Here is a 14,115-nt window from a genome sequence, read left to right as displayed (position 1 = left end):
AAGTCAGGCGGCGCCTTAAGCGTGCGGTCCACGTTACTTGTCCACATAGCCGACGGCGGCGCTTACCTGGGGGCGGCTGCTTCCTTAGCGTGGACAGAGGCAGCCCCGGGGCGATGGCCAGGCCAAGGCCGGGGCTGCGGGCTGTGGCATGGGGGAGGGGGAGTTCTGATGGACGAGATCTGGGGCGGCGGCCTGCGCGCGAGCCTTGAAGTGCAGCGGGTGGCGAGGAAGGTAGAGCAATGTGCCGGAATGGTCGACGAGATACTGGACAGGTTCCACGACATCCAGATGGTCGACTGGCAATCAGCCGCCGGCCGGGCTTATCGCGATGCAGTGAGCCTGCAGGCGGTTGCGGCGCGGCGTGCGGTTGAGCGGATCCGGGAGGCGGCTGCCGCAGTGGCAGCACATGCGAATGCTGCCTTGACGTCCGACTGTTCACCCGGCGACCGGTTCTGATGGCGGACGCAACGCCCTCCGGGTCCGGAGGGCCCATCCAGGTTTCACCGCCGCCACCTGACGGTGACCTGGCAATCTCCGGGGGCGTGGGCGGCATCACGGTGCAGTTGGAAGAGCTGGACGTGGGGGCCGGCAAGCTGGACGCGCTCGCAGCACGGCTCGCCGCTGTCGAGGTGGATCTTTTCGCCGCGTGGCAGGAGCTTGGCGCTCACCAGAACCAGCCGCGCGTCACGGGAACCGCCGCCCTGGTTGCCGTGGGTGAGGCACAGGACGCGGTGCAGAGAGTCCGGCTGGAACTTCAGCGGATCAGTGGGCAGGTGCGCAGTTGCAGGTGGGACTACGGAATGGCGGATTCTGCCGCCCACATGAAGCGGATGCTGGGGGTGTCCGGTCCTGCAGTGGAGCTGCAAAAGCACGTGGACTTCTGGCGAACAGGATTCCTCAACGGCGCTGCAACTGAGATGTTGGTGGCAAATGCTGTGACTTTGCTTCCTTGGATCAAACCCGTTCTTGAACAAAACATTCCCTCCCTGAGTACGGGACCGGTCACGGCAACAGAGGAAGAAAGCGTGCGCATCAACCTGGATTCAAGCCCTGCCGGTCTGCTTGAGCGCGTCCGGCTGCTTGAGGAGCGCGGGAGTGGCTGCATCGAAGTTATCGAGGTGGATGCCGGGGGCCGCAAGGCGTACGTCGTGGTGGTTCCCGGGACCCAGGTGAACGAGGCTGACGGAGGGGCCAATCCCTTCGATCTTGGCGGAATCGTGGACGGCATGGGCGCCCGCTCTGAGCGCGTGAACGCCGCGGTCCTCCAGTCGCTGCGGGCGTCCGGTGCGGAACAGGGAGCAGACGTGGTTGCCGTCGGCTACAGCCAGGGGGGAATCCACGCCATGAACCTGGCAACCGACGAGGCCTTCCTCAAGGAGTACACCATGAAATATGTCCTGACTGCAGGGTCGCCGATTTCGCGCATAACGCCTCCCCCGGACGTCACCACACTTCACCTGGAACACCGCACTGACTGGGTGCCGGGCAGTGACGGTATGCCCAACCGGGACACGCGGAACCAGGTCACCGTCACCATGACCAACGACCTCTATGTGCGCGGGGGAGAAGACGCCGGCCTGGGGCCAGGGCACAGCCTCAGTGGCTATGAAGAGGCGGCCCGCCAGGTAGGAACCAGCACGGATCCGTCACTGGTTCAGTCCACGGCGGCGCTGGGTGCTGTCCTGGGTGCGGGCGGTGCTGCCACTGCCACGCGTTTCTCCCTGTCCAAGACCCCGCCGCCCCCGGTTCCCAAAGACCCCCGGGACCCCTTTCCCGGACGGCCGCAGCCGGGTGCCCGGTAAGCGACCGGCCTGCGTGAAACCGCGGGACCCGATGCCCGGTCTGCGCGCGGCGGCCGGACTTACGAGATTTGAGCAGCGTGCAGTTCGGCGAACACATTCGAGCGCGTCTTGTCCGGTGCAGGAGCCGGCTGGGGAGCCGGTGCAGGAGCCGGTTCCGGCTCCGGGGCGGCGGAAGGGCAGCGGTAGTCATAGTCCAGATCGTCTGCCGTGAACTGCGTGGTGGTGACGGTTCCACCCGGGGTCAAAGGGGCGGCAGCGCAATACTCCTGCGCGGACTCTGCGGAGTAGGCGCCCGCCAGCCAGTTCGGGAGGTGGTACAGGTTGCTGCGCGGACTGACGTCGCCCACAATCTCGCTGAACTGGTACCCAGAGGAGTAGATGCCCACTTCGGCCCCTGTCCCCTGCAGGTAAGCAGTCATGCCCTCCAGCTCCGCCGTGTTGACTGCCGTGTCCCATTGCCAGCTGTTACCGGTTTCGACGTCCAGCCACCACATCTGCCGCACAGCATTGCCGCCCGCGTCCTTCAGAGCGGCCGCGGCGCCGGACGCCATGGCGTAGCCATGGATGAACGCGCAGGCCGGAGAGGCATCCCCGCCGCACATCCCGTAAGGACTCGCGACTTCCACGCCTTGATAGGTGTTGTTTGCGGGCCACCACAGGGACTCCACCGGCCCTGGGGCTGCAGTGTTCACATAGACAGCAGCCTGCTTGGCCCCCTGTGGATCTCCGCTTTGGTCCGCCCAGACAAGCTGGGCAGCCAGGCAGGGGTTGACCGTGTCAGGCCGCCCTCCATTGACGCCCACCACCGCGAAGGCAGAGGGGGCAGGAAGATCACCACCGCATTGGGGCCAGGAGATGTCGTTGCCCATCGCCGCGGCCACGGGCACTGTGCTGCCGGCCCCGGCATCCGCGAAGGCCGGGGCCCCTGGCCAGGCAAGAAGCAGGCAGGCAGCGAGCAGGGTTTTTATGGGCTTCATGTGTGGCCCCCAAATTTCCGGAACTGACAGTACGGGCCATTTGCCGGCCCGGCTTGCAGCCTAGAAGGCAGGCCGCTGCAGGGTCATGGGTGGCCGGTACTGGAATTCGGCGAGCTGTAACGGTGATTGGCACCTGTTGGGTACCTGTTTCCGGGCGCCCACGTACTCGGACGGGCAGGCCGTTGGAGGACGGTCAGCGCCGGCCGCCCGGCAGCAGCCCCGCCACCAGTGAAACCAGGGAAATGATGATTGCGGCCAGGACGGCAGTCCAGAAGAAGGAGTCGATGGTGAGGTGCACCGGGGTGTAACTGCTGATCCAGGCCGTCAGGTACAGCATCGCTGCATTGATGACGATCGCGAAAAGGCCAAGGGTCAGGATGGTGATGGGAAGCGCAAGCAATCGCACCAGCGGCCGCACGAATGCGTTCACCACGCCGAAAATGAGGCCGATGAAGAGATAAGCCAGGACAATCCCCACGGTCTGGGTGTCCTGCGAAATACCGCTCCGGGCCACGGCGTCTGATGCCGCAGTGCTGGAAATGTCCATGCCCGGCAGGACCCAACTGGCCACCCAGAGGGCTGCGGCGTTAACGATGACCCGAAGGAGGAACGAACCCATGCCACTATGCTTCCATATGGTCCTGTCGAGCGGCCGGCGCCAGCCACTAAATTCACTCGGCCACTCCCCGGCTCCGCGCAGGGGCTGGAAGTAGGCTAGGGGCCATGACTTCATCTGAGACCGCGGCGGGCGGAGTTCCGCCGCGCCCGGTGCTGAGCCGGCTGCCCCGCTACGCGGCAGGAAAGCCGCCTGCCGCCGTCAGCGGACTGGCCAGCTACAAGCTGTCCTCGAATGAGAACCCGCTGCCGCCGATTCCGGCCGTCCTTGATGCAATTTCACACCAGACGGACTTCAACCGCTACCCGGACCCGCTGAGCAGCAAGCTCCGTGCGGCGCTGTCGGGGTTCCTGGGCGTTCCCGCCGGTGACATCGTCACCGGCGCCGGAAGCCTGGGTGCCCTGAACCAGATCCTCGCAGCTTTCGCCGGCCAGAATGACGACGGCAAAGCCGACGAGGTCATCTATGCCTGGCGCTCGTTCGAGGCATACCCCATCAGCGTGGGCCTGGCAGGGGCCGAGAGCGTCCGCGTCCCCTTGACCCCGGACGGGCGGCACGACCTGGAAGCCATGGCGGCCGCCGTGAGTGCCCGCACCAGAGTCATCCTCCTCTGCACGCCCAACAACCCCACCGGCCCGGCCCTCACCGCAGCAGAAACGGAGGCCTTCATCCGGTCGGTCCCGGCAGATGTAGTGGTGGTGATCGACGAGGCCTACCAGGAGTTCGTCAGGGCGCGGGACGCCGTGGACGGGATAGACCTGTACCGCAAATACCGCAACGTGGTGGTCCTCCGGACGTTCTCCAAAGCCCACGGCCTGGCCGGATTGCGGGTCGGTTACAGCGTGTCCCACCCGGAACTGACCCAGTACCTTCGGGTGGCGGCAACACCCTTCGCCGTGTCCCAGATAGCCGAAGCGGCGGCAATTGTTTCCCTTGAGAATTACCCCCAGGTTGTGGAAAGGGTACAAAAACTCGTGGACGAACGGGACCGCGTAACCGCGGGCCTCCGGAAGCTCGGATGGACCATCCCCGATCCCCAGGGGAACTTCGTATGGCTTGCCCTCGGGGCTGAAAGTGCAGCTTTCGCTGAGCTCGCAGGCTCGCGGGCCCTCTCGGTGCGGGCTTTCGCCGGAGAAGGCGTCCGGGTCAGCATCGGTGAACCCGAGGCCAACACCCGCTTCCTTGAGTTGTGTGCCGACTATACAAAGGCGCCCGCAACTTCCTAGCACTTAACAAGTAGCCCTCCCGCTACTTACCGAAGATAAAGTTAGGATCAGTAAGCCAATGTATATGCCGCAAACGGAATGTATTCCCTCTGCGGCATATATCCCAGCGACATTGCATTGCATCCGGATGCGGCAAGCGAGGAGAACGGTATGGGCACTCATCTGCCTTCCACCGAGTTCGACGGAACAGCGGTAGACGACCAGCGGGAAGCTGATGCTGAAGCCGTCATGGGCGAGCCACCGGCCCAGATGGTGCAGTTGCTCGCACCTGACGGAAAACTGGGCACCGATCCGGTGTTCAGCGGATATGCGGACAAGCTCACCCCTGAGGACCTGCGCGGCCTCTACGCCGACATGGCTGCCATCCGCCGGTTCGACGTCGAGGCAACCGCCCTGCAGCGGCAAGGCCAGTTGGCCCTTTGGGTGCCGCTTACCGGACAGGAGGCAGCGCAGATCGGCTCCGGCCGGGCCAGCCAGCCGCAGGACTATATCTTCCCCACGTACCGTGAGCACGGAGTCGCACTGACCCGCAACGTAGACCTTGCCGAACTCCTGCGCCAGTTCCGCGGGGTGTCCAACGGCGGCTGGAACCCCAAGGACACCAACTTCCACCTGTACACGCTGGTCCTGGCGGCACAGACACTCCACGCCGTTGGCTATGCGATGGGCATCCAGCGGGACCAGAAGCTCGCCGCCGCATCGGAGGCCGCAGGCGAGAAGCCCGATGCCGCGGTGATCGCCTATTTTGGCGACGGTGCCAGCTCGGAGGGCGACGTCCACGAGTCAATGGTCTTCGCCTCCTCCTACAAGGCCCCGGTCGTGTTCTTCTGCCAGAACAACCACTGGGCCATCTCGGTTCCCACCAACGTCCAGACCCGGGTTCCCCTCTCCAACCGGGCCAAGGGGTACGGCTTCCCCGGCATAAGGGTGGACGGCAACGACGTCATCGCCGTGCACGCGGTCACCGAGTGGGCGCTGGAGCATGCCCGCCAGGGCAACGGGCCGGTCCTGATCGAAGCCTTCACCTACAGGGTGGGCGCGCACACCACCGCCGATGATCCCACCAAGTACCGCCAGTCGGCGGAGGAGGACGCCTGGCGGGCCAAGGATCCGCTGGCCAGGCTTGAGAAGTACCTGCGTGCCGAAGGCCTGGCCGACGACGCCTTCTTTACCAAGGTCAAGGCCGACGGTGACGATCTCGCCGCCTACGTCCGGCGCACCGCCCACGATCTGGAAAACCCCGACATCCGGCAGTCCTTCGCCAACGTCTATGCCGAAGCGCACCCCCTGGTGGCCGAGGAGCTGGCGTGGTTTGAGGAGTACAGCGCAGGATTCGCCGACGGGGAAGAGACCGCCGGACAGGCAGCAAAGGCAGGCCACTGATGCCCACCATGACCATCGCCAAGGCCATCAACGAAGGCCTTCGTGCCACGTTGGCCGCCAACCCCAAATCGCTGCTCATGGGCGAGGACATCGGCCCGCTGGGCGGCGTTTACCGCGTCACCGACGGGCTGATCGGCGAGTTCGGCCCGGACCGCGTGGTGGACACGCCGCTGGCCGAATCCGGCATCATCGGCACCGCAATCGGCCTTGCCCTGTGCGGATACAGCCCGGTCTGCGAGATCCAGTTCGATGGTTTCGTCTTCCCCGGCTTCAACCAGATCACCACCCAGCTGGCAAAGATGCATGCCCGCAGCCACGGCAACCTCACTGTGCCGGTAGTGATCCGGATCCCCTATGGCGGCGGCATCGGCTCGGTGGAGCACCACTCCGAGTCCCCTGAGGCGCTGTTCGCCCACACGGCGGGCCTCCGTATCATCACACCGTCCAACCCGCACGACGCCTACTGGATGATCCAGCAGGCCGTCGCCTGCCAGGACCCCGTGATCATTTTCGAACCCAAGCGCCGCTATTGGCTCAAGGGCGAGGTGGACGTCGAGGACCAGGGCCCGGCGGAAGACCCCTTCAAGGCGCACGTGCTCCGTGAAGGCACGGATGCAACCGTCGTTGCCTACGGCCCCCTGGTTCCCGTGGCGCTTGCGGCTGCCAACGCCGCAGCTGAGGATGGCCGGAGCGTCGAGGTCATCGACCTGCGGTCCATCTCGCCGATCGACTTCGACACCGTCACCGCCTCAGTGCAGAAGACCGGCCGCCTGGTCGTGGCGCATGAGGCGCCCACGTTCGGCGGGATCGGCGGCGAAATCGCGGCCCGCATCAGCGAACGCGCCTTCCACTCGCTTGAATCGCCGGTGATCCGCGTCGGCGGTTTCCACATGCCGTACCCCGTTGCCAAGGTGGAGGAAGACTACCTTCCGGACATCGACCGCATCCTGGAGGCGCTGGACCGCGCCTTCTCCTACTGAGGACACCATGACCCTGAACAAGTTCAACCTGCCCGATGTCGGCGAGGGCCTGACCGAAGCGGAAATCGTCTCCTGGAAGGTCAAGCCGGGAGACACCGTCGCCATCAACGACGTCCTGTGCGAGATCGAAACCGCCAAGTCCATTGTGGAACTGCCATCCCCGTTTGCCGGGACCGTCACGGAGCTGCTGGTGGAGGAAGGGGTGACGGTCGACGTCGGCACCGCCATCATCAGCGTCACCGACCAGGTGGCCGGCGACCCCACGCCCGCGGATGTCCGGGCCCCGCAGGCGCCGGCCCAGCCGCTGTACGGGAAGCTGCCGGAGGACGTGGCAGGGGAGGAAATGCCCGACGGCGGTTCGGACGGAAGTGCCCCGGCCGGCGGTCCGCTGGTGGGTTCAGGCCCCAAGGCCGACGCCGTCAAGCGGCGCCCGCGGATTTCGACCGGCTCAAACGCCGCCAGTCCGGCGTCCGCCGTGACGCTCAACGCCCCCCAGGTGGAGCCTGTCCAGCCCCGCACCCCTGCCGCGGTGTCCGCGGACGCCGCGGCCGCCGTCGACAACCGGCCCACCTTCGGCGGCACCATCACAGGCCTGGTCAACCGCGTCCTGGCCAAGCCGCCGGTCCGCAAGATTGCCCGCGACCTTGGCATCGACCTTGCCGACGTCGTCGCCACCGGTTCCCGGGGCGAGGTAACCCGTGAGGACCTGGTCAGCTACCAGGCGCAGCGCGATGCCGAACTGGACAAGGCGACCGGCTTCTGGGGCAAGGCGGGAAAACCGCAGGACCAGAGGGTGGAGCGGATTCCGGTCAAGGGCGTCCGCAAGGCCACGGCCAAGGCAATGGTGGAATCAGCCTTCGCTGCACCGCACGTAAGCATCTTCGTGGACGTTGACGCCAGCCGCACCATGGAGTTCGTCAAGCGGCTCAAGGCCTCCCGCGACTTTGAGGGCATCAAGGTTTCCCCGCTCCTCATCCTGGCCAAGGCCGTCATCTGGGCTGCCGCCCGCAACCCCAGCGTGAACGCAGCCTGGGTGGACAACGGAGACGGCAGCGCCGAGATCCAGGTCAAGCACTTCATGAACCTGGGCATTGCCGCAGCCACACCGCGCGGCCTGATGGTGCCGAACATCAAGAACGCCCAGGACCTGTCGCTCAAGGAGCTGGCCCTGGCGCTGAACAACCTGGCCACCACTGCCAGGGCCGGCAAGACGCAGCCGGCGGAGATGCAGGGCGGGACGCTCACCGTTACCAATATCGGTGCACTGGGCATTGACACGGGGACTCCGATCATCAATCCCGGCGAGGTGGCAATCGTTGCTTTCGGAACCATCAAGCAGAAACCCTGGGTCCTGGATGGCGAGGTGATTCCCCGCTGGATCACAACGCTGGGCGGATCCTTCGACCACCGCGTGGTGGATGGTGACCTGTCGGCCCGCTTCATGGCTGACGTCGCGGCCATCCTGGAAGAGCCCGCGCTGCTCCTGGACTAGGCGGTGACAGCGACCAACGGCGCAATCCGGCTGAAGAACCGCACGGCCACATGGGTGACAGAGGTCCTCCAGCCACCGGTGGTGGTGAGCCTGCAGCTGCTGATCAGTCCACTGTCACAGCCTGGATTCCCCGGGACCATTGGATACGGAGCGCTGGCGGCCCTCTTTGTCTGCGTGCTGCCGCTTGTGGCGCTGCTGGTCCTGGTCAGGTTGGGGAAGGTGACGGACCACCATGTGAGCGACCGGAAGCAGCGTGCGCCCGTTCTCCTGATGGCGCTGGGCAGCATCGCCGTGGGGTTGCTCGTGCTCAACGCAGTTGGGGCGCCCCCGGCCGTGGTTGCGATGGTCCTGGCGGTGGTGGGCGGCGTAGCCGTCATGGCCGCCGTCAGCCCCTTCTGGAAGATGAGTGGCCATGCCGCTGCCATGTCCTGCGCCGCCGTCGTATCGGTGCTGATGCTGGGTTCTGCGTGGGCTCCGCTGCTGCTGCTGATCCCTGCGGTCAGCTGGTCGCGGGTGGTTCTGCGGGCCCACTCCCTGGCGCAGGTGGTGGCCGGTTCGCTCTTCGGTGGCGTGGTGATGGCCGGGATTTGGTGGCTGCTGCAGGGCTGGATGGTGAACTGAAGAACGCCCCATTGCCGTGCGGGGCAGCTCTTCAGGGGCGCGGGGCCTAGTAGGCGTTGTAGGAACTCAGGGCGTCGAGGATCGCGGGATCGGCCGTGGTTCCCAGCACCACTGCGGCGGCGGTCATCAGGCCACCCACCAGAGCGGCCATGCCGGCCCATGCGCTCAGCATCTTCCAGTCCTCGCGCAGGACGCTGCGTACGGTCGGCGGCAGCTGCAGATTGGGGCTGATGAGGTTCGGTGCACTGTCCAGGCTGCCGTCATCAAGCAGGGCCACCACCCGGTCATTGCTGCGGTCCACCCGCATGGAGCTGATGTGGTTGCCATGGCGGGCCAGGAGGATATCGTGGCCAACAAGCTGGCGGCGCTGCAGAGTGAGCAAGGTAAGCCCTTCGCTGGAGGTGGATTCTTCGGAGTCCACGCCGTTGGGGGCCTACTCAATTTTATCGTTGCGCCATCAGCTGAAAGGGTGCTAGGGCGGTGAGAACGGACACCCCCCGCAGCGATATCCGCCACCACGGGGGGTGTTCCGGGTTACTCCCCGGCGGTTGGCTTACTCGGCGTCGTAGGTGTTGGCGATGTATACGTCGCAGGGGGCGTTGTGGGCGACGCTGTTGGCCACGCTGCCGAGCACCCGGCCGATGCCGTGCATGCGCCGGTTTCCCACCACGATGATGCGTGCGTCCATCCGCACAGCTTCCTTGATGAGGGCGTCGGCGGGGCGGCCGCGGGCTGCCGAATACGTGACGGGGGTGTCGCGGCCCAGTGATTCGGCCACGGTGCGGGCCACCTGCTCGGCGGCATCGGCGTCGGAAACGATCCAGCGGTCGCTGCCGCTGCCGAAGACCTCCGTGCGGTCGCTGTCGAAGGCTGAGACGACGTGCAGCGAAGCGTCCATGCCTGCGGCCAGGTCCCTTGCGGATTCTGCCGCCCTTTTCGCGGTCTCACTGCCGTCCACCCCTACAACGATGATTCCAGCCATATGCATGTTCCTTTGTTCGGTTGTCGGCTCTCGTGTGGCTTACGCTACAGCGCGGCGATGGCTTCCTGCAGCACCGGCGCCAGGCGGCGCACCCCTTCGGCGATGGCGTCTGGAGGCACGGCACTGAAAGCGAGCCTGAGTTTGTTGGATGGCTCGTCCGATGGCGTGAAGGCGGCGCCGGGGATGAACACGACGCCGGCGTCGATCGCTTTGTGCAGGAGCGGGTACGTGTCAACACCCTCAGACAGCGTCACCCAGACGAAGAAGCCGCCCTGCGGGCTGGTCCAGGTGCTTCCGGCGGGCATGTACTCCTTGAGGGCGGCCAGCATGGCGCGGCAGCGCTCGGCATACAGTCCCCGGTAGGTGGCAATCTGTCCCTTCCAGTCGTAGTCGCGCAGGTAGGCGGAGACCAGCATCTGGTTGAAGGCCGGCGGGCAGAGCGTTACAGATTCCGCCGCAAGGTAATAGCGGCGCTGCAGGTGCTCGGGCACCAGGGCCCAGCCGATGCGAAGGCCCGGAGCGAAGATCTTGGAGAAGGAGCCCAGGTAGATGACGTCGTCCGGGTTGCCGGCACGCAGGGGAGGGAGGGGATCGCCCTCATAGCGAAGCAGGCCGTAGGGATTGTCCTCGAGCACCAAGATATTCGCCCTGCTGCATATATCGACCACCTGCTGCCTTCGTTCCTTGGCCAGGGTGATGCCTGAGGGGTTGTTGAAGTTGGGAATCGTGTAGAGGAACTTGATGGTCTTTCCGGCAAGCTGGAGGGCGGCTATCCGCGCCTCCAGAAGGTGCGGCACCAGGCCATCCCGGTCCATTTCCACGGTCTCCACCTGGACCTGGTAGGCCTCGAATGTGTTCAATGCGCCCACATAGGTGGGGTCCTCGACCAGCACCACGTCGCCCGGGTTGCAGAACAGCTTGGTGGCCACGTCCTGTGCCGATTGGGACCCTGCAGTGATCACCACGTTTTCGGGGCGGCCATCCACGATGCCTTCCGCTGACATGACGTCGCATATCTGCGCCCGGAGTTCGGCGGTACCCTGGCCAGCGCCGTACTGGAGGGCGGTAAGGCCGTCCTCTGCAATGATCCTGGCTGCCGTCGCTGCCAGCCGCTCCATGGGAAGGGACTGCAGGTACGGGCTTCCGCCGGCAAGGGACACCAGGCCGGGCCGCATGGAAATGTCGAAGACATCGCGCACAGCGGACTGGCGGATGTTGGCTGCGCGTTCCGAAAACAGCTCGTCATGGCGGTGGGCCGACGTGGCGGCGCGCTCGATAGCGTCAATGGCCTCCGCGGGGAGGGTGCCTGCGGACCTGTCAAGTGTTTCGTGGGTCACAGAGTCAGGATACAGCCAGGCGTTGTCCGTAAAGCAACGTTTGTTTATCTGTGCTGCTACTTCAGGGACACGTAGGCTGGCTGCGGAACGGGGGGGGCGGTGAAACGGGCGGTGCCCGGCACGCTGAACGCGTACCGGGCACCGTGCGGGGCAGGATTTGCTAGGCTGCCGGCGCGGAAGCGGCGAGGGTGTCGAAGATGCCCTTGATCTGCTCCACCACCTCAGCGTCATCCTTAGGGTGGACCTCGGCGAAGCGAACCAAGGAGCCCGGGACGGCGAGCTTTACGTCCTCAAGGATCTGGGCGCCTGCGATGCCGGCGGCCTTGCGGGCTTCGTCCTGGGCCCAGACTCCGCCGTACTGGCCGAACGCCGTCCCCACCACGGCAGTCGGCTTGCCTGACAGTGCACCGGCGCCGAAGGGGCGGGACAGCCAGTCGATGGCGTTCTTCAGGGCTGCGGGAACGGTGCCGTTGTGTTCGGGGGTGACCAGCAGGACGGTATCGGCCTTCTCAGCTGCTGCGCGCAGTGCCGCTGCGGCAGCCGGAACTTTGCCCTCCACGTCGATGTCCTCGTTGTAGAACGGGATGTTGCCCAGGCTTTCATGGATGACCACGTCAACCTGCTCGGGGGCGTTGAGCTGGATTGCCTCGGCCAGCTTCTGGTTGGTGGACTCGGCGCGGAGGCTGCCGACAAGGGTCAGGACTGTGCTCTTGGTCATGGGAACTCCTGGTAGCTGGGCGGCGGGGGCCGCTTGCGGTCGAAACTGGGGCTCGGGGAGCCTTCACCAGACTAAACGGACCGCGGTCCGCTTGTATTCCCGATGACTACACTGTCCTTGTGAGTTCCATCCCAGTGCGCCCGGACATGACGCCGGCAGCAGCCGCGGAACGCAGTGATGCCGCCAGGAATCGGGAGCGCCTCCTGTTGGCCGCCCGCGATCTCATTGAGCAGGGTGGCGTGGCCGCCCTCACCATGGACCGCTTGGCGGAGCGCGCAGGTGTGGGCAAGGGGACGGTCTTCCGGCGGTTCGGGAGCCGGGCCGGACTCATGCTGACCCTCCTGGACGACTCCGAGGCCGCCTTCCAGGCACGCTTCCTGTTCGGGCCGCCGCCGCTGGGACCCGGCGCCCCGCCACTGGACCGCCTCCTTGCCTTTGGGGCCGAGCGGATTGCCTACGTGGTGGAGTACGGGGACCTGGTCCTGGCCGCCGGACACGCAGCCAGGGGAAGGTTCGAGGTCCCCGCCGTTGCTCTCTGGAACCGCCATGTGGAGATGCTGCTTGTCGAGGCGGGCTTCCGTTCACCGGAGCCGTGGCTGATGGCCGGATCGCTGACCGCCACCCTGGACCCGGAGCGGCTCCTGCATCTCATCCGTAAACATGGCGTCACAACTGAACGGTTGGCAGTGTCGTGGCGCGATCTTGTCACACGGGTTGTAATGGCCGCGTAGAGTACGCATTGCGGTTCCCTGCGTCCAGTCAAAACAACTTCACAGAACTATTCATAACGATCTGATACGGCGCGCCGGATTTCGGGGTATCCGCGCCCTTTTCGGCTTGGGCCTTGTGATAGTTTCCTCTGGAATGTGACCCGCGACATAGTCCACCAGGGCATGCCCATAAGGCAGCGGGAAGGCCAGCTACCGCTGGTGCGGGACCCGGCGACGCGGCACAATCCGTGCTTGTCCGGGGAAGACGGAAGGATGCAGCAGCGCCCATGCTCAAGTACCTCGCCAAGCGCGGCATCACGTATGTGGTGATGATCTTCCTCACCACGTCCGCCGGCTACCTCCTGGCCGTCAGCTCGCTTAAGCCGGCGCTTCTGGAGCAGGAACGCATTCCCCGGCCCACTCCCGAACAAGTTGCCAAGTCCATGCGGTTGAAGGGCCTGGACCCGGACCTCAGCCCGTGGCAGCGCTACGTGGACTGGCTCACCGCAATCGTGACCCGATGGGACTGGGGCCGGAGCCCCAACGGCGCATACATCAACGCCGAGTTCGGGGACCGGGTCTGGATTTCCACCCGGCTCTTCCTGGCGTCCATCATCCTGACCCTTATCATCGGGGTCGCACTGGGTGTCTACTCGGCGGCGCGGCAGTACAAGTTCCAGGACCGCGTCATCACGTCCTACAGTTACCTCGCCTACATCGTTCCCGCCCCCATCGCCTACTTCCTGGTGCAGCTGGGTGCCATCAACATCAACGATTCGGTGGGTGACCGGATCTTCTTCGTCACCGGCATCTCCACGCCAGGAGTCGCCCCCGGATGGCCCCAGTTCGTTGACCTTCTGGCGCATTATGTGGTGCCCACGGTTGCCATCACGCTGGTTGGCTGGGGTGCCTACCAGATCGCGCAGCGGCAATACCTTCTGGACAACGTCAACGCGGACTTCGTCCGGACCGCCCGGGCCAAAGGCCTAAGCCGGAACCGGGCAATCGCCCGGCACGCCCTCCGCGTTTCCTTCATCCCCGTCGCCCAGAGCATCGCATTCACCATCCCGGCCATCTTCGCCGGCGGGTTCTTCGCCGAAAAGATCTTTGCGTGGCCCGGCGTTGGCTCCTGGAGCATCGATGCCATCTCCCTGCAGGACGTCAACGCAGCCACGGCAACGCTGGCCTACGGCTCTGTCATCTTCGCCATCGGCGCCATCCTGGCGGACTTCGCCACCACGCTTGTCGACCCCAGAGTGCGGGTGCAGTAG

At 65.5% G+C, this 14,115-nt stretch carries 15 protein-coding genes; 9 read left to right on the top strand and 6 right to left on the bottom strand.

The annotated features are described in order from the left end of the window. Positions 1 to 168 precede the first annotated feature (168 nt). A complete protein-coding gene (locus tag VXJ37_RS16080; RefSeq protein ID WP_331324039.1) occupies positions 169 to 456 on the top strand; it encodes a hypothetical protein in 288 nt (95 codons plus the stop codon). Then, positions 456 to 1,802: a hypothetical protein gene (locus VXJ37_RS16075; protein WP_331324038.1), complete on the top strand. Its 1,347-nt coding sequence runs from the start codon at positions 456 to 458 to the stop codon at positions 1,800 to 1,802. The genes VXJ37_RS16080 and VXJ37_RS16075 overlap by 1 nt, the downstream gene beginning before the upstream one ends. A 59-nt stretch (positions 1,803 to 1,861) precedes the next feature. Here VXJ37_RS16075 and VXJ37_RS16070 read toward each other — a convergent pair whose 3' ends face one another. After that, positions 1,862 to 2,779, bottom strand: coding sequence for a hypothetical protein (locus VXJ37_RS16070; protein ID WP_331324037.1), 918 nt, complete (start codon positions 2,777 to 2,779; stop codon positions 1,862 to 1,864). A 193-nt stretch (positions 2,780 to 2,972) separates the two neighbouring features. Next, positions 2,973 to 3,398 (bottom strand): phage holin family protein, encoded by a 426-nt coding sequence (locus tag VXJ37_RS16065; protein ID WP_331324036.1) that lies wholly within the window; start codon positions 3,396 to 3,398, stop codon positions 2,973 to 2,975. Positions 3,399 to 3,502: 104 nt separating this feature from the next. Here VXJ37_RS16065 and VXJ37_RS16060 point away from each other — a divergent pair, with 104 nt between their 5' ends. The 5 genes from VXJ37_RS16060 (at position 3,503) to VXJ37_RS16040 (ending at position 9,097) form a co-directional block, all read left to right on the top strand. Next, positions 3,503 to 4,621, top strand: a complete 1,119-nt coding sequence (locus VXJ37_RS16060) for a histidinol-phosphate transaminase (RefSeq protein ID WP_331324035.1) — start codon at positions 3,503 to 3,505, stop codon at positions 4,619 to 4,621. Positions 4,622 to 4,771: 150 nt separating this feature from the next. Next, positions 4,772 to 6,004: a pyruvate dehydrogenase (acetyl-transferring) E1 component subunit alpha gene (gene pdhA / locus VXJ37_RS16055; protein WP_331324034.1), complete on the top strand. Its 1,233-nt coding sequence runs from the start codon at positions 4,772 to 4,774 to the stop codon at positions 6,002 to 6,004. Further along, on the top strand, positions 6,004 to 6,984 hold the full coding sequence (locus tag VXJ37_RS16050; protein WP_331324033.1) for an alpha-ketoacid dehydrogenase subunit beta: 981 nt from the start codon (positions 6,004 to 6,006) through the stop codon (positions 6,982 to 6,984). The genes pdhA and VXJ37_RS16050 overlap by 1 nt, the downstream gene beginning before the upstream one ends. Before the next feature lie 7 nt (positions 6,985 to 6,991). Then, positions 6,992 to 8,476, top strand: coding sequence for a dihydrolipoamide acetyltransferase family protein (locus VXJ37_RS16045; RefSeq protein WP_331324032.1), 1,485 nt, complete (start codon positions 6,992 to 6,994; stop codon positions 8,474 to 8,476). Positions 8,477 to 8,479: 3 nt separating this feature from the next. Further along, entirely contained in the window at positions 8,480 to 9,097 is a 618-nt protein-coding gene (locus VXJ37_RS16040) for a phosphatase PAP2 family protein (protein WP_331324031.1), read from the top strand. Positions 9,098 to 9,143: 46 nt separating this feature from the next. Here the strand turns inward: VXJ37_RS16040 and VXJ37_RS16035 are convergent, their stop codons facing one another. The 4 genes from VXJ37_RS16035 to VXJ37_RS16020 all read right to left on the bottom strand — a co-directional run bounded on the left by VXJ37_RS16035 (position 9,144) and on the right by VXJ37_RS16020 (position 12,134). After that, a complete protein-coding gene (locus tag VXJ37_RS16035; RefSeq protein WP_331324094.1) occupies positions 9,144 to 9,479 on the bottom strand; it encodes a hypothetical protein in 336 nt (111 codons plus the stop codon). 171 nt (positions 9,480 to 9,650) lie between these two features. Continuing rightward, on the bottom strand, positions 9,651 to 10,079 hold the full coding sequence (locus tag VXJ37_RS16030) for a universal stress protein (protein ID WP_331324030.1): 429 nt from the start codon (positions 10,077 to 10,079) through the stop codon (positions 9,651 to 9,653). Between the two features lie 44 nt (positions 10,080 to 10,123). Next, positions 10,124 to 11,416, bottom strand: coding sequence for an aminotransferase-like domain-containing protein (locus VXJ37_RS16025; RefSeq protein ID WP_331324029.1), 1,293 nt, complete (start codon positions 11,414 to 11,416; stop codon positions 10,124 to 10,126). Between the two features lie 160 nt (positions 11,417 to 11,576). Then, positions 11,577 to 12,134, bottom strand: coding sequence for an NAD(P)H-dependent oxidoreductase (locus VXJ37_RS16020; RefSeq protein WP_331324028.1), 558 nt, complete (start codon positions 12,132 to 12,134; stop codon positions 11,577 to 11,579). A 119-nt stretch (positions 12,135 to 12,253) separates the two neighbouring features. On the opposite strand from VXJ37_RS16020, the gene VXJ37_RS16015 reads away from it, so the two are divergent. After that, positions 12,254 to 12,865 (top strand): TetR/AcrR family transcriptional regulator, encoded by a 612-nt coding sequence (locus VXJ37_RS16015; RefSeq protein WP_331324027.1) that lies wholly within the window; start codon positions 12,254 to 12,256, stop codon positions 12,863 to 12,865. A 266-nt stretch (positions 12,866 to 13,131) separates the two neighbouring features. Next, positions 13,132 to 14,115 carry an ABC transporter permease gene (locus VXJ37_RS16010; protein WP_331324026.1) on the top strand — a complete coding sequence of 328 codons (984 nt, stop codon included), beginning with the start codon at positions 13,132 to 13,134 and terminating at the stop codon, positions 14,113 to 14,115.

The organism is Pseudarthrobacter phenanthrenivorans, assembly GCF_036455295.1.
GTDB lineage: Bacteria > Actinomycetota > Actinomycetes > Actinomycetales > Micrococcaceae > Arthrobacter > Arthrobacter phenanthrenivorans_C.
The sequence above is the reverse complement of the archived record's forward strand: the minus strand, read 5'-3'. Positions and strand labels throughout refer to the sequence as shown.

What these genes read in the sequence shown, in the direction of transcription:
- VXJ37_RS16080 (WP_331324039.1), top strand. Translation starts at nt 169, where the DNA reads ATGGACGAGATCTGGGGCGGCGGCCTGCGCGCGAGCCTTGAAGTGCAG.
- VXJ37_RS16075 (WP_331324038.1), top strand. Translation starts at nt 456, where the DNA reads ATGGCGGACGCAACGCCCTCCGGGTCCGGAGGGCCCATCCAGGTTTCA.
- VXJ37_RS16070 (WP_331324037.1), bottom strand. Translation starts at nt 2,779, where the DNA reads ATGAAGCCCATAAAAACCCTGCTCGCTGCCTGCCTGCTTCTTGCCTGG.
- VXJ37_RS16065 (WP_331324036.1), bottom strand. Translation starts at nt 3,398, where the DNA reads ATGGGTTCGTTCCTCCTTCGGGTCATCGTTAACGCCGCAGCCCTCTGG.
- VXJ37_RS16060 (WP_331324035.1), top strand. Translation starts at nt 3,503, where the DNA reads ATGACTTCATCTGAGACCGCGGCGGGCGGAGTTCCGCCGCGCCCGGTG.
- pdhA (WP_331324034.1), top strand. Translation starts at nt 4,772, where the DNA reads ATGGGCACTCATCTGCCTTCCACCGAGTTCGACGGAACAGCGGTAGAC.
- VXJ37_RS16050 (WP_331324033.1), top strand. Translation starts at nt 6,004, where the DNA reads ATGCCCACCATGACCATCGCCAAGGCCATCAACGAAGGCCTTCGTGCC.
- VXJ37_RS16045 (WP_331324032.1), top strand. Translation starts at nt 6,992, where the DNA reads ATGACCCTGAACAAGTTCAACCTGCCCGATGTCGGCGAGGGCCTGACC.
- VXJ37_RS16030 (WP_331324030.1), bottom strand. Translation starts at nt 10,079, where the DNA reads ATGGCTGGAATCATCGTTGTAGGGGTGGACGGCAGTGAGACCGCGAAA.
- VXJ37_RS16020 (WP_331324028.1), bottom strand. Translation starts at nt 12,134, where the DNA reads ATGACCAAGAGCACAGTCCTGACCCTTGTCGGCAGCCTCCGCGCCGAG.
- VXJ37_RS16010 (WP_331324026.1), top strand. Translation starts at nt 13,132, where the DNA reads ATGCTCAAGTACCTCGCCAAGCGCGGCATCACGTATGTGGTGATGATC.